This is a genomic window from Clostridium sp., assembly GCF_018372875.1.
Taxonomy (GTDB): Bacteria; Bacillota; Clostridia; order Clostridiales; family Clostridiaceae; genus Clostridium.
The window spans coordinates 1-21895 of record NZ_JAHAIF010000033.1 but is presented as its reverse complement, the minus strand read 5'-3'; the positions used below and the strand labels follow the sequence as shown (position 1 = coordinate 21895).

Below are 21895 nucleotides of genomic sequence, written 5' to 3'. Positions count from 1 at the left end.
GTTATGTAAAATTAAAGTACAATAAAAAAACAACTTAATAAAGGTCTAAAGAATCACAATAATTATGAGAGGGGCTGGGCTTATGAAAGTGACAGTAATAGCAAAAAATATTGAGTTAACACCTTCATTAAAGGAAATGGTGGAAAGAAAGATCTCTAAACTGGAGAAGTACTTTGGACCGGATGTAGAAGCAAGAGCTACATTAAGTGTACAAAAAAATAGACAAAGAATAGAAGTGACAATTCCTTTTAATGGGGTTATTCTAAGAGGAGAAGAGGTCACAGATGACATGTATAAGTCAATTGACCTTGTAGAAGAAAAGCTTGTAAGACAAATAAGGAAACAAAGAACAAAGCTTTCTAGAAAGAATAATTCAGGGTCATTAAGGTATCCAGAGTTCAATTCATTAGAATTTAAGAACGAAGATGCTGATGAGGATACTTCAAGAATTGTAAAGACTAAGTCTTTTAATGTAAAACCAATGTCTGCAGATGAAGCTGTACTACAAATGGAATTACTAGGACATAGTTTCTTTGTATATCAAGATGCTGATACAAATAACGTAAGTGTTGTTTATAAAAGAAAAGATGGAAATTATGGTTTAATAGAACCAGAATATAAATAAAGAGTGTAGACTCCATAGGGTTAAGGAGAGATCCAAGGCTCTATGGAGTTTTTGCATTTATGTTAATAAATAGTTATAATTGTTGTATATATATAAGTTACAATGGTATAATTTATAAATATAGAAATTAGAATATGAAATTATAGCGTAATGTTATTAATAAATAGTTGAAAGGATGAAATTATGGGACTTTTTGGAGGATTATTTAAATCATACAGTGAAAGAGAAGTTAATAGAATAAAACCTATTGTTGATAAAATTGAAGCGTTAGATGGGTCAATGTCTAAGTTAACAGACGAAGAATTAAAGAATAAAACTGTTGAATTTAAACAGAGATTAGCAAATGGAGAAACTCTTGATGATATACTAGTAGAAGCTTTTGCAACTGTTAGAGAAGCATCTTGGAGAGTTCTTCAAATGAAACATTATAGAGAGCAACTTATTGGAGGAATTGTACTTCACCAAGGAAGAATTGCAGAAATGAAAACTGGTGAAGGTAAAACATTAGTTGCTACATTACCCGCATATTTAAATGCGTTATCTGGAAATGGGGTTCACATAATAACAGTTAATGATTATCTTGCAAAAAGAGATATGGAGTGGATGAGCCAAATTTACAATTTCTTAGGTTTAACTACAGGCGTTATTGTTCATGAACTGACAAATGACCAAAGAAGAGAAGCATATTGTTCTGATATTACTTATGGAACAAATAATGAATTTGGGTTTGACTACTTAAGAGATAATATGGTTATTTACAAAGAAGAAAGAGTACAAAGACAACTTAACTTCTGTATAGTGGACGAGGTTGACTCTATTCTTATCGATGAAGCTAGAACACCACTTATAATTTCAGGAGCAGGTGAAAAATCAACTGAATTCTATAAAGTAGCAGATTACTTTGTAAAGACTTTAAGAGAAGAGGAAGATTATACAATAGATGAAGAAGCTAATGCAGTTATGTTAACTGATTCAGGTGTAGAAAAAGCAGAAAGAGCTTTTAAGCTAGATAACTATGCAGATGCTGATAATATGGCCCTTCAACACTATGTAACTCAAGCCTTAAAAGCTAACTACTCTATGAGAAGAGATAAGGATTACATGGTTAAGGATGGAGAAGTTATAATAGTTGATGAATTTACAGGAAGACTTATGGAAGGTAGAAGATATTCAGATGGTCTTCATCAAGCTATTGAAGCTAAAGAAGGAGTTAAGATTGCAAGAGAATCTAAGACTTTAGCTACAATTACATTCCAAAATTACTTTAGAATGTATAATAAATTATCAGGTATGACAGGTACAGCGTTAACAGAAGAAAATGAATTTAGAGAAATTTATGGACTAGACGTTATAGTTGTTCCAACACATAGACCAGTACAAAGAGTAGATAATGCAGACCTTGTATTTAAAAATGAAAAAGGTAAGTTTAATGCAATAGTTGAGGATATAATAGAAACTCATAAGACAGGTCAACCAATTCTTGTTGGTACTGTAAGTATTGAAAAGTCAGAAGAATTATCAAAAATACTTAAAAAGAGAGGAATTCCTCACCAAGTATTAAATGCTAAGTATCATGAACAAGAAGCTGAAATCATATCTCATGCAGGTGAGTTAGGGATGGTAACTATAGCTACTAACATGGCTGGTAGAGGTACTGATATTAAGCTTGGAGAAGGTGTAGTTGAAGTTGGTGGTCTTAAGATCATTGGTACTGCAAGACATGAGTCTAGAAGAATTGATAACCAATTAAGAGGACGTTCAGGAAGACAAGGAGATCCAGGTTCTTCTACATTCTATATATCATTAGATGATGACTTAATGAGAATCTTTGGTTCTGATAAGATTCAAGCAGTTGTTGATAAGATAGGATTAGAAGATGATGATGCTATAGAAAATAAGATAATTACTAAACAAATAGAAAATGCTCAAAAGAAGGTTGAAGGTAATAACTTTAACATAAGAAAAACATTATTAGGATATGATGATGTTATGAATATGCAAAGAGAAGTTATCTACAAGCAAAGAGCACAAGTTCTAGAAGGCGAAGACTTAAAGGATCAAATTCTAAATATGACTTCAGATGTTATCTCAAATGCTGTATTAAGCCACTTAAATGGTGTTGAGGGTGACGATGTTGAAGTTGAAATGAAGAAGCTTATTGCATATTTAGATGACATATGCATTCCAGATAATAGAGTAACAGTTGAAGAATTAATGAAGATTACTAATGATGAAATCATTGAAAAGTATAAGAGTATAGCAACTGAAATTTACAATGGAAAAGAAGAAGAATTTGGTTCTGAAAAGATGAGAGAAATTGAAAGAGTAATTCTTCTTAGAACAGTTGATTCAAAGTGGATGAATCATATTGATAACATGGATCACTTAAAGCAAGGTATGGGATTAAGAGCATTTAAGCAACAAGACCCTGTTCAAGCTTACCAAATGGAGGGTAGTGAAATGTTTGATGAAATGATTCAAGGAATCAAAACTGATACAGTTAAATATATCTTCCATGTTCAAATGGAAAAAGCTCCAGAAAGAGAAAGAGTAGCTAAGGAAACTTCAGCTGTTCATGCAGGAGCTGATGGGGATTCAAAGTCAACAAAGAGAGAGCCTGTAAGAAAGAAAATAGAAATTGGCAGAAATGAATCATGTCCATGTGGTAGTGGTAAAAAGTATAAGAACTGCTGTGGAAGAGAAGCATAGAATATGTATAGGCTAACCATTTGATGGTTAGCCTTTTTAAGAGTGAAGGAGATGATTATATGATACTTGATCTAGAAAAGGAAATGAGCAAGGTTCCTAGCTTAAAAGAGACTATAGAGGAAATGGGGGCTTCACTTTGACAAGGAAGCTTTAGAAAAACAATTAAAAGAATTAGAACTTCAAATGCAGGAAAGTGGATTTTGGGATGATATAAAAAGGGCAGAAGAAGTTACAAAAGAAAGTAAAAGAATTAAAGATAAAGTTTCTAGACATGATGATTTTGTAAGAAGAGTTGAGGATATAGAGGTTCTTTATGAACTTATGGAAGAGGATGATGAAGAGTCAGCACAAGAAATAATCTCTGAAGTAAGGGAATTGGAAAAGGAACTTTATCAATATAAAATAGAGATATTATTATCAGGAGAGTATGATGGTAATGACGCTATCTTAACTTTACATGCAGGAGTAGGAGGTTCAGATGCTAATGATTGGACTGAAATGCTTCTTAGAATGTATACAAGATGGTGTGAAAAGAAAGGGTATAAGGTTGAAACTTTAGACTTATTAGAAGGCGATGAAGCTGGTATAAAGAGCGTTACTCTAAGAGTTAAAGGTGATAATGCTTATGGATATTTAAAAGCTGAAAAAGGTGTTCATAGACTTGTAAGAATATCTCCTTTTAATGCTAATGGTAAGAGACAAACATCCTTTGCTTCACTTGAAGTATTACCAGAGCTTACAAAAGAACAAGATATTGATATAAAGTCGGATGATTTAAAGGTAGATACCTATAGATCAGGTGGAGCTGGTGGTCAACATGTTAATAAAACAGAATCAGCGGTAAGAATAACTCACATTCCAACTGGAATAGTTGTACAATGTCAAAATGAAAGAAGCCAATTTGCTAATAGAGATACTGCTATGGCTATGCTAAAAGCAAAGTTAATAGAGTTAAAAGAAAGAGCACATAAAGAAAAAATAGAAGACTTAACTGGAGATTTAAAGGATATGGGATGGGGAAGTCAAATAAGATCTTATGTGTTCCATCCTTATAGTATGGTTAAAGATCATAGAACTAATGTGGAAACATCTAATGTTAATGGAGTAATGGATGGAGATATTGATTTATTTATAAATTCATATCTTTCAAGTAATAAATAAACTCAGATAAACTAAGGAGGCTATATATGAGAAGGGTAAATGGTGTAATATTTGATATGGATGGTCTTATTTTTGATACAGAAATACTATCATTTAATGCATGGAGAGATATTTGTGCAGAAATAGGATATGAGATGGATAGAACTTTCTACTGTACTTTAATTGGAAGAAATCTTAAGGGATTTGGAAAGCTTATGATAGAAAAATTCGGTGAAGATTTTCCGTTAGAAAGCTTATATGAGAAAAAGATAAAGCATCAAATGAATGCTATTGAAAAAGATGGTATACCACTAAAAAGAGGAATTCATGAGCTTTTAGATTATCTTAAGGAGAATAGGTATAAGGTTGCTGTTGCTACCTCTACTTCAAGAGATAGAGCAGAGTATTTACTTAAATTAGGTGGTGTGTTAGAAAAAGCAGATTATGTTATATGTGGTGATGAAGTTGTAAATTCTAAGCCAGACCCAGAGATATTCTTAAAAGCGGCAGAAAAACTAGGGGTAGAACCAAAAGAGTGTATGGTTTTAGAGGATTCAGGTGCTGGAATAGAAGCAGCTTATAGTGCAGGAATGTTAGGAGTAAATATTCCAGATATGAAAGAACCAGATGAAAATATGAAATCTAAATCATATAGGATATGCGAAAGTTTGTTAGATGTAATTGATATATTAGAAAATGTTTAGTATTGATAGTGTATTAGAGATTTTAGGACAATATAGAGAGTTTGCAATTGTTATATCAATAATAATTAGTATTATAATTGCTTTACTAGGAGTAGTTCCATCCATATTTGTAACTGGAGCTAATATTATATTTTTTGGACCAATTTGGGGATTTATAATATCCTTACTTGGTGAAAGTATAGGGGGATATATAAGTTTTAAAGTTTATAGGTTAGGTTTAAAAAAAAGTATTGCCTCTATATTAGGAAAGTATAGGTTAGTTGATAATTTAGTAAAGAGTAAAGGTTGGAAGGCCGGTGTTCTTATTTTTGAAGGAAGATTAATACCATTTATTCCTTCAGGATTTATAACTTTAGGTGCAGCATTAAGCAGTGTAAATTCATTTATATTTGTTGTAACAACTTTTTTAGGAAAGATCCCTTCAATAGCCTTAGAGGCTTTAGTAAGTTATGAATTTATAAATGCAAATGAAGGTAGCATTAAACTTATAATTACTATAATTGCTTTAATTCTATTATGGTTAACTATTAAAAAAGGAAATAACAGTTAAAGGGAAGTTATCAAGAGATGACTTCTTTTTAACTGTCAAGGAAAGTATAAAATTTCAATTAGCTATAAATCAAAGGAATTATTACATTTTCATATTAAAAAATATAAAATAAAATATATACCCCTGCAAGATTTTCCTCAGGCAAGCTTCGGAAGCTCTAATGAGTAAGTTCTATTTACCAAATTTAAATTTGGAATATCACTTATTCAGATGGGCGAAAAAAATAGACGGCTCCACAGTCGCCTTGGCGATTTTTTTATATTCCAAAGGAATATTGATATATGAGAAGATATTTAAAGCTTATATGATGTACGCATTAGATGAAAGGTCAACTAAAAATATAGTTAATATGATTCCTAAAGATGCAGAGTTGATAGTTGGACATAAAGAGTTAGATTTTATATTATTATAAGATAGAATAAGAAATGATGCAGTATATGGAGCTTTTATTGATGGAGATTTATGGGATTTATTGGTTATCATAAAGAAGGTTCAATAGGTATGCTTGAGGTATTACCTGAATATAGAGGAAGGGGTATAGCATTAAGACTTCAGGCTGTAGCTACAAACGAAAGAATAAAATCTGGGGCTTATATTTATGGACAAGTTATAGAAGATAACATTAAGTCTTTAAATTTACAGAAGAAATTAGGTTACGAAATATCAGAAGATAAGGTATATTGATTAATTAAATAGTTATAGGAGGCATATAAATGTTTGAAGATATTAATAGAGAACTGAGAGAATGTAAGGATAATATTTTATTAAAGGAAACCTTAGAAGAAAAATTAGTTACTTTAGAAGATACCTACTATAGAAAGAATAAGGTATTAGAAGGGTTAGAAGAAAAGCTGAATAAAGAATTTAAGGATGTAGAGAAATTTAATAAAATATCAGTGGTAAATATAATAAGTACTATATTTAATTTTAGGGAAGAAAAGTTATACAAAGAAGAACAAGAATATTTAGAGGCAAAGTTAAGATACGAAGAATACAGAGTTACTGTTGAAGCGTTAAAGAATGATTTAGAAACTACAAAAATTAGAATTGAGTCTATTAGTAATTATGAAGAAAGATATGAAGAGCTTATTCAGGAAAAGTCAGAGTTATTAAAGGGGATAGACTTAAATAAGAGGTTAGAACTTGAAGAAATAGAAGCCTCAATAAACAGATATGTAAAAGAAGGTATAGAGATAAAAGAAGCAATAGATGAAGCTATTAATTGTGATTTCACAATTAATTCTGCATTAAAATATCTTAATGATGCATCAGGGTTGGCAACTTGGGACATATTAGGTGGAGGAACTATTACATCCATTATGAAACATGATGCTGTTAAGTCTGCCCAAAAAGAAATAGAGAGAGTAGGTTATGCTATAACAAAGCTAGAAAAAGAGTTAAGTGATATTAATATGATGAACATATCAGGAGATTTTAATAATATAGAGTCAAGTTATTTAGTAGATGTATTCTTTGATAATATATTTACAGATATAAGTGTAAGTAACAAGATAGATTCATCTTTAGGTAACGTTAGAAATGTAAAAAATAAATTAGATAGATGTAAAGAAGAATTATATGGAAAAGAGAAAAGTAATAATGAAGAAGTTATTAAGCTTAGAGAAAAGTATAAAGAATTAGTAGAAAGTTATATATAAGTTTCAATATCAGAAAGAGAGAAGTTTTTAAATTTCTCTTTTTTTTGCTGTATAAGGAAAATATAAAATAAATATGTACTAGCTATTCATCATTAAAAATTATCATCACTTACGGCTATTGTATTGGGAACTACTATGATTCTTGGTAATGGTGTTAATTAGTTTATGATTAGTATGTGGAGATAAAAAAGCTATAAATAGAATTTTTATTAATATTATTTGAAATGCTTTAAGGCATGCAGAAGGAAATTTATCAATTGAGCTAAAAAAAGAAAACGATGGAGTGTTAATAAGTTTTAGTAGAGAAGCAAGGTCAAAAGATCTGGGCAGAAAAAGTTGATAATAGGTTATATATAAAAATAAGATGGATTATTGTTTAGAAAAGAAGTTACCGATTGTAGCTTCTTTTTTTGTGGGTTTAATTAAGAAATCCTTAAAATACATAGGATTTACAACTTTATATTAACTTTTGGTTAATTTATCTTTAACATTGGAATTTTAAAATGAAGATGTAGTCGGAGGTTAATCATATGGGATTATATATGGATCAAAAAAAGAGTAAAATTCTTAAAATTATAGCTTTGGAAACAAGAATTTCAACAAAAGAGTTAAGTAAAAGATTGAACTTATCTATGGAAACTGTAAGAAGATATTTAGATGCATTAGAAAAAGAATCAAAAATAAAAAGGGTTCATGGAGGGGCAGAAAGATTAGATTCATATACAAGTGAAGAAAATATTTCAGTTAGAATTACGCAAAGAGAAAGAGAAAAAAGAAAAATAGCAAAATTAGCAGCAGATTTAATTGAAGATGGCGACAAGATAATAATCGATGAAGGAAGTACTACATTACAATTAGTTAATTTTCTAGAAGGGAAAAAGGATTTATTAATTATTACATCATCTTTTCCTGTAGCAACAGCCATAATGAATTTATTAAACAGTAATAAGATAACTGGAGAATTAATTTTTCTTGGTGGAATTGTTCAAAGTGATAACAAAAGAATAGTAGGACCTAGTTGCATAGAAATGCTTGATAGATATTTTGTAGATAAAGCTTTTATATCCTGTGAAGGTGTAAGTTTAGAGGCAGGGATAACTGCATTTAATGAACTAAAGGCAAATGTTACTAGAAAGTATATTGACCAATCAAAAGAAACCATTGTTCTAGCAGATTATTCTAAGGTGGGAATAAGAAATTATTACAAGATTGATGAACTTATAAATGCAAATAGAATTATTACTAATAAAGATGTACCTATTGAATGGAAGGAAAGGCTAGAGTTTTGGAACATTAAGTGGGATAAAGCAGAGTAAGGAGAGTAAGTAAATGAAAAGGTTAATAGCAAGTTTTTTGGGGATTATATTAATCTTATCTTTGAGTGGGTGTATATCAACAACACCTCAATATGTAGAAAAAGATAGTAAGGAATTAACTATATACACAGCATATGAAGAGGAACAAGTAGCAGAGTATATAGAAGCTTTTAAGGAAGAGTATCCAGATATAGAAGTAAATCTTATTGTGGATTCCCATGGGGTAATAAGTGCAAAGGTAATTTCTGAAAGAGAAAATCCAAAAGCAGATATAGTTTGGGGGCTATCAGCTATAAATATGATTGATTTAGAGAGAAAAGGGCTTTTAGCACCGTATAAATCTATAAATTCAGAGGACGTAGAAAAAAGATTTAAAGATCACAATGAAGTACCTTATTGGGTAGGCTTAGATGCAACTGAAACAGCTTTTGTAGTTAACTATAAAGAACTTGAAGATAGGGGGATGGCTATACCAGAAAGCTTTGAAGATCTAATTAAGCCAGAATATAAGGGGCTTATTTCAATGCCTAACCCAGCTTCATCAGGAACAGGATATTTTACAGTATCAGCATTACTTCAGATGTATGGAGAAGAAAATGGATGGGAGTATATGAGTAAACTTCATGAGAATATAGGAGTTTATACTCATTCAGGATCAAAGCCATCAAAGCTTGCAGGAACAGGAGAATATCCAATAGGAATTTCTTTTGGGTATAGGGGAGTAGTTCAGATGCAAAGTGGGGAACCAGTAACAGTTGTGTTCCCTAAAGAGGGATCAGGATGGGATTTAGAAAGTATAGCTCTAACTTATAAAACTAGAGTTAAAGATGAAGCAAAGTTGTTTGTAGATTGGGCGTTAAGCAAAGATGCAATGAAGCTGTATGCAAAGAATACTCCAATTACTACAATTGAGACTGATACACCAATTCCAGATGGATATAGTGATGACCCAGTAGGGCAATTAATATCAAATGATTTAGCTTGGGCTTCATTAAATAGAGATAGTATTTTAAAGCAGTGGGAAAAGAATTATGGTTCAAAGAGTGAAAGTAAGTAGGAGGGGACTATGAGTTATTTAGAGTTAAAAAATATAGGTAAAAAGTACGGTGAAAAGCAAGTTCTTAAGGATATAAATATTGATATAGAAAAGGGCGAATTTATTTGCTTACTTGGACCTAGTGGATGCGGTAAAACTACACTTTTAAGAATTATTGCAGGTCTTGAGGATAGAAATGAAGGGCAAGTATTTCTAGATGGTAAGGATATAACAAAGCTTCCGCCTGATAAGAGAGGTTTTGGAATAGTGTTTCAATCTTATGCACTATTCCCTAATATGACAGCAGCTAAAAATATAGCTTTTGCCTTAAAACAAAAAAAGCTAAGTAATAGTGAAATAGAAAAGAAGGTGGAGGAGGTACTTAGCATTGTTGGGTTAAAGGAAGAAGGAAATAAGTATCCAAGAGAAATGTCAGGAGGTCAACAACAAAGAATTGCAATAGCAAGGGCAATAGCTTTAGAACCAAAGTTCTTATTATTAGATGAACCAATGTCAGCTTTAGATGCAAAGGTAAGAACAAAGCTTAGAACTGATATAAGAAGATTACAAAAAGAATTTAAGATAACTACAATAATGGTTACTCATGATCAAGAAGAAGCTATGACAATGGCAGATAGAATTGCTGTTTTAAATGGTGGAGACATTATGCAAATTGGTACTCCACAAGAGGTTTATGAGACTCCAAAGAATCTATTTACAGCAAAATTTATTGGTGAAACTAATTGTATAGAAAAGGATAAGGAAGTATATACAGTGAGGCCTGAATTTGTTCAAGTATCAAAGGATAGTAGCAAAGAGTTAAATGGAGAAATTTTAAATGTAGAGTTTAGAGGAAGCTTTGTAAGAGTTGAGATAGCTCCTATTAAAGACAGTAAAAATAGCTTGATTTTAAGCGATATTCCTATAAAGGAATGGATAAATCTTAATATTAAAGAGCAGGATAAAGTACATTTTAGTTTTAATGACAATCATTATTTAAAGTATGAAATTTCTAAAGGAGCTTAGGATAAATGGAGTTTTATAAAAAGATAGATTTAAAAAAAGTAATATTTGTAGCATTAGTTTTTATACTTTCTATGTTTCTTATAGTGCCTTTAGGTTATCTGTTTGTACAAGCTTTTATGAATATGGATGGAGAGTTTGTAGGATTAACTAACTTTTATGAATACTTAAAGTCACCAGCTTTAGTTCAATCTTTTAAAAATACAATGTTTGTATCATTTACATCAACTCTTATAGCAACAGTTTTGGCTTTAGTATATGCATATGGATTAAGAAGATCAAATATAAGGTTTAAGGGATTTTTTAAAAATATAGCTATGCTTCCTCTATTTGCACCAACTATGATGCATGGGATAGGCCTTGTATACCTGTTTGGGAATAAGGGGCTTATAACTCAAGGATTAGGAATAGAGATACCTTTATATGGATCTTTAGGCATAGTGATAGCACAAGTTATATATGTATTCCCACAGATATTTATGATTTTAGATGTGGCACTAAGCTCTACGGATTATAGGCTATATGAAGCAAGTAGGAGTATGGGAGTAAGCAAGGTAAGAGAGTTTTTCTATATAACAATACCAAGTATAAAATATTCTCTTATAAGTTCATCCTTTGTAGCATTTACCCTAGCCTTTACGGACTTTGGAGCACCTAAGGTTGTTGGAGGAAACTACAATGTTTTATCAATAGATGTTTATAAACAAATAATAGGACAACAGAATATGCCCATGGGAGCAACTGTTGGAATAATGCTACTTATACCAGCAATTATATCCTTCCTTGTCACTCAAAAGGTTCAAAAGAAGCAAAGTTCTTCTATAAATGCAAAATCAATACCTTATGAGATAAAAGAAAATAAGAAGAGGGATAGAATTTTTGAAACATTTATTTTAATAGTAGCTCTTGGAATTATAGGAATAATGGGAACAGTTTTAGTAGCATCGTTAGTTAAGATATGGCCTTATGATTTATCTCTTACTTTAGATCATTACTCAATGAAAAATAGTTTAGATGGATTAAAGCCGTTTATGAATTCAATAGTAATGTCATTGTTAACAGCTTTAATAGGAACAGTTTTCGTGTTTGGATTTGCATATCTTACAGAAAAGGTAAAGGGAATGGATAAAATAAAGAGCTTTGCCCATTTCTTAAGTACTCTTCCAATGGCATTACCAGGACTAGTTTTGGGTATTTCATATGTATTATTCTTTAATACACCAGAGTTTAATATAGACAATAAATTATATATATTGAATTACTTTAATCCATTGTATGGAACAATATTCTTAATGGTGTTCTGTAATATAGTTCACTTCTTATCAGTTACATTTATTACAGCAACAACAGCAATAAAAAAGGTGGATAGTGAATTAGATATGGTAGCTCAATCCCTTGGAATTAAGGGAGCTTCACTACTTAAAAATATAACACTTCCGTTATGTTTACCATCAGTTTTAGAAAACTTTATGTATCTTTTTTTAAACTCAATGGTAACTGTATCAGCATTAATATTTTTGTATACTGCAAAGTTAAAGGTTGCAGGAATATCAATAGTTCAGCTTGATGATAAGGGAAGCACAGCAGAGGCAGCAGCATTAGCTGTATTGATAGTAATTACAAATATAATTGCTAAGTTAATGTTTGAAATAATAAAAAACAAATTAAGCAGAAAATATAAAGGATTTGAATAGGGAGGATTAATTATGAAAATACAAGGAGTAATTTTTGATTGGGCAGGTACAACAATAGACTATGGTTGTTTTTCACCAGTAGAAGCTTTTATAAGCACATTTAAATCAATTGGAATAGATTTAACCTTTGAAGAAGCTAGAGAGCCAATGGGGATGTTAAAGATTGATCATACAAGAGCTTTATTAGAAATGTCATCAGTAAGAGAAAGATTTTATGAATTATTTGATAGATACCCAAATGAAGAGGATGTAAAAGAATTATATGCTAAGTTTGAGCCAACTTTATTTAAGACGTTAAAGGATTATGTAGTATTAAATCCATATGTGAAAGAAACTATGGATAAGCTTAAAGAAATGGGGATAAAAATAGGAAGCACTACTGGATATACCAAAGAAATGATGGATATGATATTACCTGTTGCTAAAGAAAAAGGATATAATCCATCATGTTGTATAGCTGCTGATGAGCTTGGATATGGTAGACCTTATCCTTATATGATGTATGAAAATGCAAGAAGACTGAATATTTACCCTAATAAGACAATTGTAAAGGTTGGAGATACAGTAGTTGATATGAAAGAAGGAATAAATTCAGGGGCTTGGGCTGTAGGTGTTATTCTTGGAAGTTCAGAACTTGGCCTTACATATGAAGAAGTTCAAAGAATGAGTAGATCTGAATTAGAATTAAGAATGGAAGAAGTAAGAAAGAAGCTTTATGCTGCAGGAGCAGATTATGTTATTGATGACATGAGAGGGTTAATACCTGTAATAGAAGATATTAATAAAAAATTAGCGTAATTAGAAGGAGAGAGATTTATGTTGAATTTAGTACCAGATAATGATTATATTTTACTTACACCAGGGCCACTATCAACAAGTAAGAGGGTAAGAGCAGCCCTTCTTAAGGATTGGTGTACATGGGATAGTGAATACAATAATATGATTCAAGAAATGAGAAGTATGTTATTAAAGGTTGCAAACTGTTCAGAAGATATTTATACATCTGTTTTAATGCAAGGAAGTGGAAGCTTTTCTGTAGAGTCTGTAATAGGAACAGCTGTTGGAAAAAATGATAAGCTATTAATTCTTGCTAATGGTGCATACGGAAAGAGGATGAAGGATATAGCTGATGTTTTAAAAATAAATTATAAGTTTATAGCAACTCCAGAAAGAGAGCAATACAGTGTTGTAGCATTAGAAGAAATTTTAAAGGAAGATAAGGAAATAACTCATGTATCTTTTGTACATTGTGAAACTACAACAGGAATTTTAAATCCACTAGAAGATTTAGCTAATGTTGTTAAGAGTTATAACAAGACTTTAATTGTTGATGCTATGAGTTCCTTTGGGGGAGTTAAAATAGATGTTGAAGATTTAGGAATAGATTTTCTAATTTCATCGGCTAACAAGTGTATTCAAGGAGTTCCAGGTTTTGGTTTTGTAATAGCCAAGAAGGAATCATTAATGAAGACTAAAGGACAAGCTAAATCTCTTTCATTAGATTTATATAATCAGTGGAATACTATGGAGAAGGATAATGGAAAATGGAGATTTACTTCACCAACTCACGTGACTCATGCTTTTTATGAGGCACTTAAGGAGCTAGAAGATGAGGGTGGAGTAGATAAGAGATACGAAAGATATAATTCTATGCAGAAGGTTTTAGTTAAAGGCATGAAGGAGATGGGATTTAAAACCTATGTTAAGGAAGAGTATCATTCACCAATAATTACAACTTTCTTATACCCTGAAAAGAGAACTTTTGAATTTAAGAGCTTCTATAATTTCCTAAAAACTAAGGGATTTGTAATCTATCCAGGGAAGCTATCTGATGAGGATACATTTAGAATTGGAAATATTGGAGATATTACTTTAAAGGATATTGAGAGATTGCTTGAAGCTATTAAAGAATATAATTAGGATAAAACAGATAATGAAAAGTAATAGAGATAACATGGCGAGAAGGAGAAGTTGCTTTGCAATTTCTCTTTTTATTTAAGAAAACTTTGTAAGGCCAACGTTTTTGTCTAAGATATTTGTTAACTAATTGAGAAACTATGAATCCTAGTGGATAAAATTAGAAACAGGTCGTTTGATTTTAAGAAAGTTTAATATAAATGATGTGGAATGTATGTTTAATAGATAATTATGATGATCATAGAACTTATGATTGGTGAATAGAGCCAAAGGAATTAACTCAGAGGCTTTTTCAGCTTTATTGAAAGAAGATTATAAAATGATATAGGAAAAAATAATTTTATACTTTCCTTACATTTAGTAGAAAGGGAATAGATATTTATTTTTCTGTTACTTGGAGCTTGAGACGGAACAAGCAAAATAAATATCCATTCCAATTTTTTAAATACTTAAATTTTCATCTTTCATTACTATATGTTTTAATTTAACTAATCCAACAAGTAATAAGGCAATAGAAGTTAAGGCAAAAAGGATTAGTGTTTTTGAGCTATATAAAATTAATATTATATTATTGTAAGCATAATCTATTGTCTTGCACTCTACAACTTCATAGACTTGAGATATTCCTCTAGTTGATATTTTGTCTACAGTATCATTTGGAGTATGAATATTGGTGGTATTAGAATGAGATAAGGTTAATGAGTCAAAGCCATAATTACAGAAGCTAGCATGATCACTTGAATCTTGATAAGTAACCTTATTTTCAATATCAAAGTTATAACATATCTCAGTTAAGCTATCTATTAAAGGAGTAGTTTTATCAAGGTTAGATACACTACTCATCATAGTTATTGGATAATCTTCACATCCTATCATATCAAAATTGATTACTTCTGCACCATTTAATTCATCCTTATATTTATCTGCAAAGGCCTTAGAACCCAGTAGACCAAATTCTTCTGCATTTAAAGCAACGAATATAATATCACGTTCTGGAAGCCTTAAAGTAGAAAAGGTTTTTGCTAGTTCAAGCAAGAAGGCTGTGCCGGATGCATTATCTAAAGCTCCAGAATAAACTGTTCCTAAGCTATCAGCACCTAAATGGTCAAAGTGTGCAGTAAATACTAAAGGAGGCAAGTCTTTTGATGTACCTTCAATCATACCGAAGACATTGTATATATTTTTTTCTTCAACTTTATATGGCAAACTTACATCTAAGGTATATCCCATTCTTATACCATCTAGTATTGCGTTAAAAGTATCAATATTTATCTCTATAACAAAAGAATAGGGAGCCTCATTCCAAAAAGAACTTCTAAAGGAGGATTCTTTATTTAGGTTAGAGGTGAAAAAGTATGTTTCATTATTTTTATGAAATGCAAATCCACTTTTATAGATGTCATACTTATCATTCTTTGTAAATTGAATAGAGGTTGTTTTGAAATTAAGCATATCCTCTTTGAATTCATCACCTAATTTAAACTCTTGCACAACAGATTCGCCTGCCAGCAATTTAAGAGTAGGGGTACCTCCTGTGAAAATAGGAGCATTTACATTAAAGCTTTGTTTATACTCATTATTTAAAGGTTTAAGATTAAGTTCTTTAAATAGTTCTTCTATTTCATTTGCAACTCTTTCATTTTCAGAACTTCCAGAAAGTCTTCCTTTAAGTTCTTCTGAAGAAAGATATTCTATATTTTTTTTTACATTTGAAGGATTGAAGTTGTAGTAACTACTTTTAAAAAATATACAAACGATGAGTCCAGTTAAGGAAAGTAAGGTGGCAATGCTGTAAATAATTTTTTTCATAATAAAACCCCGAATTAATAGTTATTCATTTAATACTATTAATTCGGGGGCAATATTATGATTATGTTAGTCTGGTCTTTTATAGAGCATATCCATTAATGCATAAACAACTGTAAGTAGTAGTGCGACATATATAACCATATTTAATTTTCCGTAAATAATTCTAAAGACTATTCCTACAGTGATTGAAGTTAAAATTAAATAGTTTATAAATTTATTTAATCCAGATTTGCTTGTACATATTACAGATGTGGAAGAAAAAACTATTAAAACAATTGTTATAAAAGATAGGGAACTTCCTAAAACATTATTGAATTCTATTATTTTAAAATAATCTAATACTAAGAGACTTATTAAAAAAAGTAATGCTAGAGAGACTATTTTTTGTATCAATTTATTCATAAAATCACCTGCTGTAAAATATTTACAAATTATATTATATCAGAAGGTTACATAATATGAAAGGATAAGTTCTACTTTATTTTTCTGTAAATTTTATAGTTTAATAATATCTAAATCATCTGGTACATAGATAGTTCCATTAAAAACTTCTTTACCTTCCCTAATATAGCGTTCTTTTCTTGTAGCTAAGTTTTTATCTTCAGCATGATATAGAATTACAGTTCCTACATTAAGTTTTGCTGCATTTTCACAAGCATCCTTTGATGTAGCATGATGCTTTTCATAAGGTTTAAAAATTCCTCTATCTTCATAAGAGCAAAAGGCTTCATGCATAAGATAATCTGTATTTATACAGTAATCTTTAATATACTCTCTATAGGGCTCGTCACCAAGGAAAGTAAGAGATTTACCATTTAGAAGATAAGTTTTAAATCCATGTTGAAGTTGTTTAGTACTCTTTATATCAAAAAATATAGTTTTTCTTCCAAGTATTTTAGCTTCGTCACCATTATTTATTGGGATGAATAGTATTCTGTTATCAAATAATTTTGTGAATTTATTTTGTAGTACATAAAAGCTTATTCCCTTGATAGCATCTATTGAAGATTGGTGACAGTATATATTTAATTTTCCTTCATATTTTCCATTGAGGATATTATTACATATAGCCCTTATAATCCATATAGAACCTAATACATGGTCGTTATGGTTATGTGAAATAAACATATTATGAATTTTATTAATAGTGATTCCTGATTTCTCTAAGTTAGTAAGAATAGTATTCCCCCCACCACAATCAACTAAAAAGTACTCATCATTGTTAGAAATAGTAAAGCAAGTATTATAGCATTTAGTAACCATAGCAGAGCCTGTACCAAGCATGTTTATCTTTTCCATTAACAATTTCTCCTTTGTAGTATAAATAATAATTATTATAAAGAGAGGAAGAAAAAATAACAAGAAAGAAAAAAGTAATTTCAATAATATTGAAAAAAATGATATTATAGGATAGTAAAAGGGTTTAGAGGGGGAGGAATATATGGATTATCCAAAGATGATACTTTTTGACTATGGACAGACTCTTATTGAAGAACAAAAATTTAATAGGTTAGAAGGATTAAATGTTCTTTTAGGTAAAGCAACTAAGAATCCTAATAATATTAGTGCAGAAGAAATATTTGATTTTTATACTGAACTAAATATTGAAATTGGAAGAGAAGGTGATGGTAAAAAGTTTTTTAATAGTATAGAGATCCATAATTATTGTTTTCAAAATTATTTATATGAGTATTTTGGAATTGAGTTTGATCTTACTCAAAATGAGATTGATAGAATACTCTGGGATGCTTCAGCACAAGGAAAACCAGTAGAAAATATTGAACTTTTATTAAACTTTTTACATGAAAAAGGAATAAGAACTGGTGTTATTAGTAATTTAAGCTACAGTGGAGAAACCTTAAAAAATAGGATAAATGCCCTTCTTCCTAATAATAACTTTGAGTTTATTATTGCATCAAGTGAATATATGTTTAAGAAACCTCATAAAAAAATTTTTGAATTAGCACTTAGAAAAGCTAATTTAGAGAGTAAGGATGTATGGTTTTGTGGAGATAATGTAATTGCTGATGTTGAGGGAGCTAGTTTAAGTGGCATAAAACCTATATGGTTTAAAGGAGCACTTAGGGAAGAAAAATATGCACCAATGGTTGATTATATAGAAATTAATAATTGGATAGAGCTTAAGAAGTTATTAGAAGAGTAACTATTATTTTCAAAAGGAATAAAAAAGCTTATAATAGAAAAATACTATTAATATAGAGGTAAATCTTAGGAGGAAAAAATGGTAAGTATTGAAGAAAGATTAGCCAAGGAATTAGAACTAAAGCTTGGAGTAGTAAATAATGTAGTTGAGATGCTAGATGAAGGTAACACAGTTCCTTTCATAGCTCGTTACAGAAAGGAAAAAACAGGTGGACTTTCAGATGAAGTATTAAGAAAGTTTTCTGAAAGATTAACTTATTTAAGAAACTTAGATGATAGAAAAGCTGATGTTTCTAGACTTATAGAGGAACAAGGAAAGTTAACCCAAGAAATAACAGAAGCTTTAGGAAAGGCTGAAACTTTAACTGAAGTGGAAGATATATATAGACCATATAAGCCAAAGAAGAGAACAAGAGCAACTATAGCAAAAGAGAAGGGATTAGAACCATTAGCTAATCTTATATTAGAAGGTACATTCAAAGGAGATTTACTTCAGGAAGCTTCTAAGTATATAGATGAAGAAAAGGGAGTTGAAAAAGCAGAAGATGCAGTATTAGGTGCCTTAGATATAATTGCAGAAGGAATTTCAGAAGAAGCTAAATATAGAAAATTCATAAGAGAATTAGTAATGAGAGAAGGATTTATAGAGTCTAAGGGGTCTTCAGAAGAAACTACTCCTTATGAAATGTACTATGACTATAGTGAAGAGGTTAGAAAAATTCCTCCACATAGAATATTAGCTATTAATAGAGGGGAAAAGGAAAAGATTCTTTCTGTTAAAATAACAATTGGAGAAGATAAGATTATATCTTACTTAGAGAGAGAAATCCTTAAGGGAAATGAGACTACAGATGAGCAGTTAAAGTTAGCAATTAGGGATGCTTACAAGAGATTAATATTCCCTTCAATAGAAAGAGAAATAAGAAGTGAATTAACTGATAAGGGGGAAGAAGGAGCAATCCTTATATTTAAGGAAAACCTTAAGGCTTTACTTATGCAAGCACCTATTAAAGGGAAGACTGTTATTGGATATGACCCTGGATTTAGAACAGGATGTAAGATTGCAGTATTAGATAGTACAGGTAAATTTCTTGAAAATGTAGCTGTATATCCAACAGTTCCAAGGAGAGATATTGAAGGAACTAAGAAGACATTAAAGGAATTAATATATAAATATGATGTAGATGTTATTTCTTTAGGAAATGGTACAGCATCAAGAGAATCTGAAGAAGTTATTGCAGAAATGATTTCTGAAATTAAGAAAGAAAGTGGAAAAGAAGTAGCTTATGTTATAGTTTCAGAAGCAGGGGCTTCAGTTTATTCAGCATCAGAACTTGCAACTAAGGAATATCCTGATTTAGATGTTACTGTAAGAGGAGCAATATCCATAGGTAGAAGGTTACAAGATCCTATGGCAGAGCTTGTTAAAATTGATCCTAAAGCAATAGGAGTTGGTCAATATCAACATGATGTCACTCAAAAAAGGTTAGAGGAATCTTTAAAGGGAGTTGTTGAAGATTCAGTAAATAAGGTTGGTGTAGATTTAAATACAGCAACTCCAAGTCTTTTAACATATGTTTCAGGTATAAATGCAGCTATAGCTAAGAATATAGTTGATTATAGAGATGAGCAAGGTGGATTTAAAGCAAGAAAAGAACTTTTAAAAGTTAAGAGATTAGGTCAAAAGGCATATGAACAATGTGCTGGTTTCTTAAGAGTTCAAGAAAGTAAAGAGCCTTTAGATAATACTGCTGTTCACCCAGAATCATATAAGGAAGCTAAGGAACTTATAAAGTTATTAGGATATACTAGTGAAGATTTAAAGAACAATAAGCTTTCTGATATTGAGGATAGAGTTGCAGAAAAGGGCTTAAATAACATAGAAAAAGAATTAGAAATTGGTGAAATGACATTAAAGGATATAATTAAAGAGCTTCAAAAGCCAGGTAGAGACCCAAGAGATGAAATGCCAAAACCTATTTTAAAGACTGGTGTAATTAATCTTGAGGACTTACAACCAGGTATGGTTCTTATGGGAACTGTAAGAAATGTTTCTGATTTTGGTGCCTTTGTTGATATTGGAGTTCACCAAGATGGATTAGTTCATAAGAGCCAAATGGCTAATAGGTTTGTAAAGCATCCACTTGATATTGTTAAGGTTGGAGATGTAATAAAGGTTAGAGTAATGGAAGTAGACACAAAGAGACATAGAATTGCTTTAACTATGAAAGATATTAAGGAAGATGAGTAAAATATAATATTTAAAGAGAAGTCTAGGATGGCTTCTCTTTTTAATGTCTAGGAAAATATAAAATCAAGGATAATAATTTTATAATTTCCTTACTTTTAGTAGCATAGGGGGATATTTATTTAGATTTGACTTGGAACGTAGCGAATGAACAAGCAAAATAAATATCCACCACACCTTCTTTCTTTTACAAAAAAATTATAGTAAAAACTTGAATATGCTTGTATATATATGTATAATGTATTTGTAAATTAAATAAATCTTCAGGGCGGGGTGTAATTCCCCACCGGCGGTAAAGCCCGCGAGCTATTTTTAGCAGATTCGGTGAAACTCCGAGGCCGACAGTATAGTCTGGATGAAAGAAGGTAACGTATTAGGATTTAGTAGAGCTAGCTCTATAATAAGTGTGTTTTTTGTGGCCCTGATAATTATTATCAGGGCTTTTTTGTTTTTAAAATAATATTTTAATACACTTATATGTATAAATAGTTTTCCGGAGGCTATATCAAATATGATTAAAAAGCTAAATTCTAATAAGCTACCCCAGAAGATTAACTTTTGGGAGGAGAAGGGAAAATGAATACTTCAAAAAATCTTAGTAAATTTGTTAAAATTGCATTACTTAGTGCAATTGCAGTGGTAATTATGCTTTTTGAAATACCACTAATACCATTATTTCCATGGTTAAAGATGGATTTAAGTGAGTTACCAGTTCTTATAGGAGCTTTTGCTTTTGGACCAATGACAGGTGTTATTATAGAAGGTTTAAAAATTCTTTTAAATCTATTAATGACAGGAAGTGCAACAGGTTTTGTAGGGGAACTTGCAAACTTTATAATAGGTGTATCTTTTGTAGTACCATCAGCAATGATTTATCATAGAAATAAAAGTAAGAAGAGTGCTATTATTGGCATGATAGTTGGTGGACTATTTATGGAGGTAGCAGGAATTTTAGCAAATATATATTTGTTACTACCTGCCTTTGGTATGTCTGGAAAGATTGATATAGCTCAATATATAATGGTAGGTTTAATACCATTTAACGGACTAAAAGCTATTTTGGTATCGGCAATAACTATGTTAGTATATAAGAAGTTATCTGTAAGTATATTTAAAGTTGATCCTGGTTTTGATAAATCCAAAGAATTAAGAAAAGAAAATTAGGGGAAATGCAAAGGGGCTGTCGCACTAAATAATTAGTGCATAGCTCTTTTTTTGTAAAAAAAATAAATCCCAAACTCTACGAGTTTAGGATTTATGATAAAATATTCTTATGCAAAAAAGAAACATTTTACAAAAGAAT

General features: G+C 30.6%; 19 protein-coding genes and 1 riboswitch. Of the genes, 16 read left to right on the top strand and 3 right to left on the bottom strand.

The window, feature by feature from the left end:
• Positions 1 to 82 precede the first annotated feature (82 nt).
• The 13 genes from raiA to phnW all read left to right on the top strand — a co-directional run bounded on the left by raiA (position 83) and on the right by phnW (position 14375).
• A complete protein-coding gene (gene raiA, locus KIB46_RS11290; RefSeq protein ID WP_049178485.1) occupies positions 83 to 625 on the top strand; it encodes a ribosome-associated translation inhibitor RaiA in 543 nt (180 codons plus the stop codon).
• Positions 626 to 808: 183 nt separating this feature from the next.
• Positions 809 to 3334 (top strand): preprotein translocase subunit SecA, encoded by a 2526-nt coding sequence (gene secA, locus KIB46_RS11285; RefSeq protein ID WP_156561333.1) that lies wholly within the window; start codon positions 809 to 811, stop codon positions 3332 to 3334.
• A 59-nt stretch (positions 3335 to 3393) separates the two neighbouring features.
• Positions 3394 to 4495 (top strand): peptide chain release factor 2 gene (gene prfB, locus KIB46_RS11280; RefSeq protein ID WP_291671997.1). Its coding sequence is split into 2 segments (ribosomal slippage): positions 3394 to 3471 and positions 3473 to 4495, totalling 1101 coding nucleotides; the frame shifts between segments, so codons are not numbered across the junction.
• A 26-nt stretch (positions 4496 to 4521) separates the two neighbouring features.
• Entirely contained in the window at positions 4522 to 5178 is a 657-nt protein-coding gene (locus tag KIB46_RS11275; protein WP_291671995.1) for an HAD family phosphatase, read from the top strand.
• Positions 5179 to 5236: 58 nt separating this feature from the next.
• Positions 5237 to 5728, top strand: coding sequence for a VTT domain-containing protein (locus tag KIB46_RS11270; RefSeq protein WP_291672008.1), 492 nt, complete (start codon positions 5237 to 5239; stop codon positions 5726 to 5728).
• A gap of 462 nt (positions 5729 to 6190) precedes the next feature.
• The gene (locus KIB46_RS11265) at positions 6191 to 6412 is read left to right on the top strand and encodes a GNAT family N-acetyltransferase (protein WP_291671993.1); all 222 of its coding nucleotides are present in this window, start codon (positions 6191 to 6193) and stop codon (positions 6410 to 6412) included.
• A gap of 29 nt (positions 6413 to 6441) precedes the next feature.
• Positions 6442 to 7386, top strand: coding sequence for a hypothetical protein (locus KIB46_RS11260; RefSeq protein ID WP_291671991.1), 945 nt, complete (start codon positions 6442 to 6444; stop codon positions 7384 to 7386).
• A gap of 530 nt (positions 7387 to 7916) precedes the next feature.
• On the top strand, positions 7917 to 8702 hold the full coding sequence (locus tag KIB46_RS11255) for a DeoR/GlpR family DNA-binding transcription regulator (protein ID WP_156561339.1): 786 nt from the start codon (positions 7917 to 7919) through the stop codon (positions 8700 to 8702).
• A gap of 13 nt (positions 8703 to 8715) precedes the next feature.
• Positions 8716 to 9759, top strand: a complete 1044-nt coding sequence (locus tag KIB46_RS11250) for a putative 2-aminoethylphosphonate ABC transporter substrate-binding protein (RefSeq protein ID WP_156561340.1) — start codon at positions 8716 to 8718, stop codon at positions 9757 to 9759.
• Between the two features lie 9 nt (positions 9760 to 9768).
• Positions 9769 to 10764: an ATP-binding cassette domain-containing protein gene (locus KIB46_RS11245; RefSeq protein WP_291671987.1), complete on the top strand. Its 996-nt coding sequence runs from the start codon at positions 9769 to 9771 to the stop codon at positions 10762 to 10764.
• Between the two features lie 5 nt (positions 10765 to 10769).
• Positions 10770 to 12455 (top strand): putative 2-aminoethylphosphonate ABC transporter permease subunit, encoded by a 1686-nt coding sequence (locus KIB46_RS11240; RefSeq protein WP_156561342.1) that lies wholly within the window; start codon positions 10770 to 10772, stop codon positions 12453 to 12455.
• Positions 12456 to 12467: 12 nt separating this feature from the next.
• The gene (gene phnX, locus KIB46_RS11235) at positions 12468 to 13253 is read left to right on the top strand and encodes a phosphonoacetaldehyde hydrolase (protein WP_156561343.1); all 786 of its coding nucleotides are present in this window, start codon (positions 12468 to 12470) and stop codon (positions 13251 to 13253) included.
• Positions 13254 to 13271: 18 nt separating this feature from the next.
• A complete protein-coding gene (gene phnW / locus KIB46_RS11230; protein WP_156561344.1) occupies positions 13272 to 14375 on the top strand; it encodes a 2-aminoethylphosphonate--pyruvate transaminase in 1104 nt (367 codons plus the stop codon).
• Positions 14376 to 14813: 438 nt separating this feature from the next.
• Here the strand turns inward: phnW and KIB46_RS11225 are convergent, their stop codons facing one another.
• From KIB46_RS11225 to KIB46_RS11215, 3 genes are all read right to left on the bottom strand, one after another.
• Positions 14814 to 16181, bottom strand: coding sequence for a M28 family metallopeptidase (locus tag KIB46_RS11225; protein WP_156561345.1), 1368 nt, complete (start codon positions 16179 to 16181; stop codon positions 14814 to 14816).
• Between the two features lie 66 nt (positions 16182 to 16247).
• Complete coding sequence (locus KIB46_RS11220) at positions 16248 to 16583, bottom strand: hypothetical protein (protein ID WP_156561346.1); 336 nt, start codon at positions 16581 to 16583, stop codon at positions 16248 to 16250.
• Between the two features lie 93 nt (positions 16584 to 16676).
• On the bottom strand, positions 16677 to 17480 hold the full coding sequence (locus tag KIB46_RS11215) for an MBL fold metallo-hydrolase (RefSeq protein ID WP_291671982.1): 804 nt from the start codon (positions 17478 to 17480) through the stop codon (positions 16677 to 16679).
• A gap of 142 nt (positions 17481 to 17622) precedes the next feature.
• Here KIB46_RS11215 and KIB46_RS11210 point away from each other — a divergent pair, with 142 nt between their 5' ends.
• The 3 genes from KIB46_RS11210 (at position 17623) to KIB46_RS11200 (ending at position 21756) form a co-directional block, all read left to right on the top strand.
• Positions 17623 to 18345 (top strand): HAD family hydrolase, encoded by a 723-nt coding sequence (locus tag KIB46_RS11210; protein ID WP_291671979.1) that lies wholly within the window; start codon positions 17623 to 17625, stop codon positions 18343 to 18345.
• A gap of 78 nt (positions 18346 to 18423) precedes the next feature.
• Complete coding sequence (locus KIB46_RS11205; RefSeq protein WP_291671978.1) at positions 18424 to 20595, top strand: Tex family protein; 2172 nt, start codon at positions 18424 to 18426, stop codon at positions 20593 to 20595.
• A 252-nt stretch (positions 20596 to 20847) separates the two neighbouring features.
• A riboswitch (FMN riboswitch) is annotated at positions 20848 to 20963 on the top strand.
• Between the two features lie 205 nt (positions 20964 to 21168).
• Positions 21169 to 21756, top strand: a complete 588-nt coding sequence (locus KIB46_RS11200) for an ECF transporter S component (protein WP_291671975.1) — start codon at positions 21169 to 21171, stop codon at positions 21754 to 21756.
• The last annotated feature ends 139 nt before the right edge of the window (positions 21757 to 21895 follow it).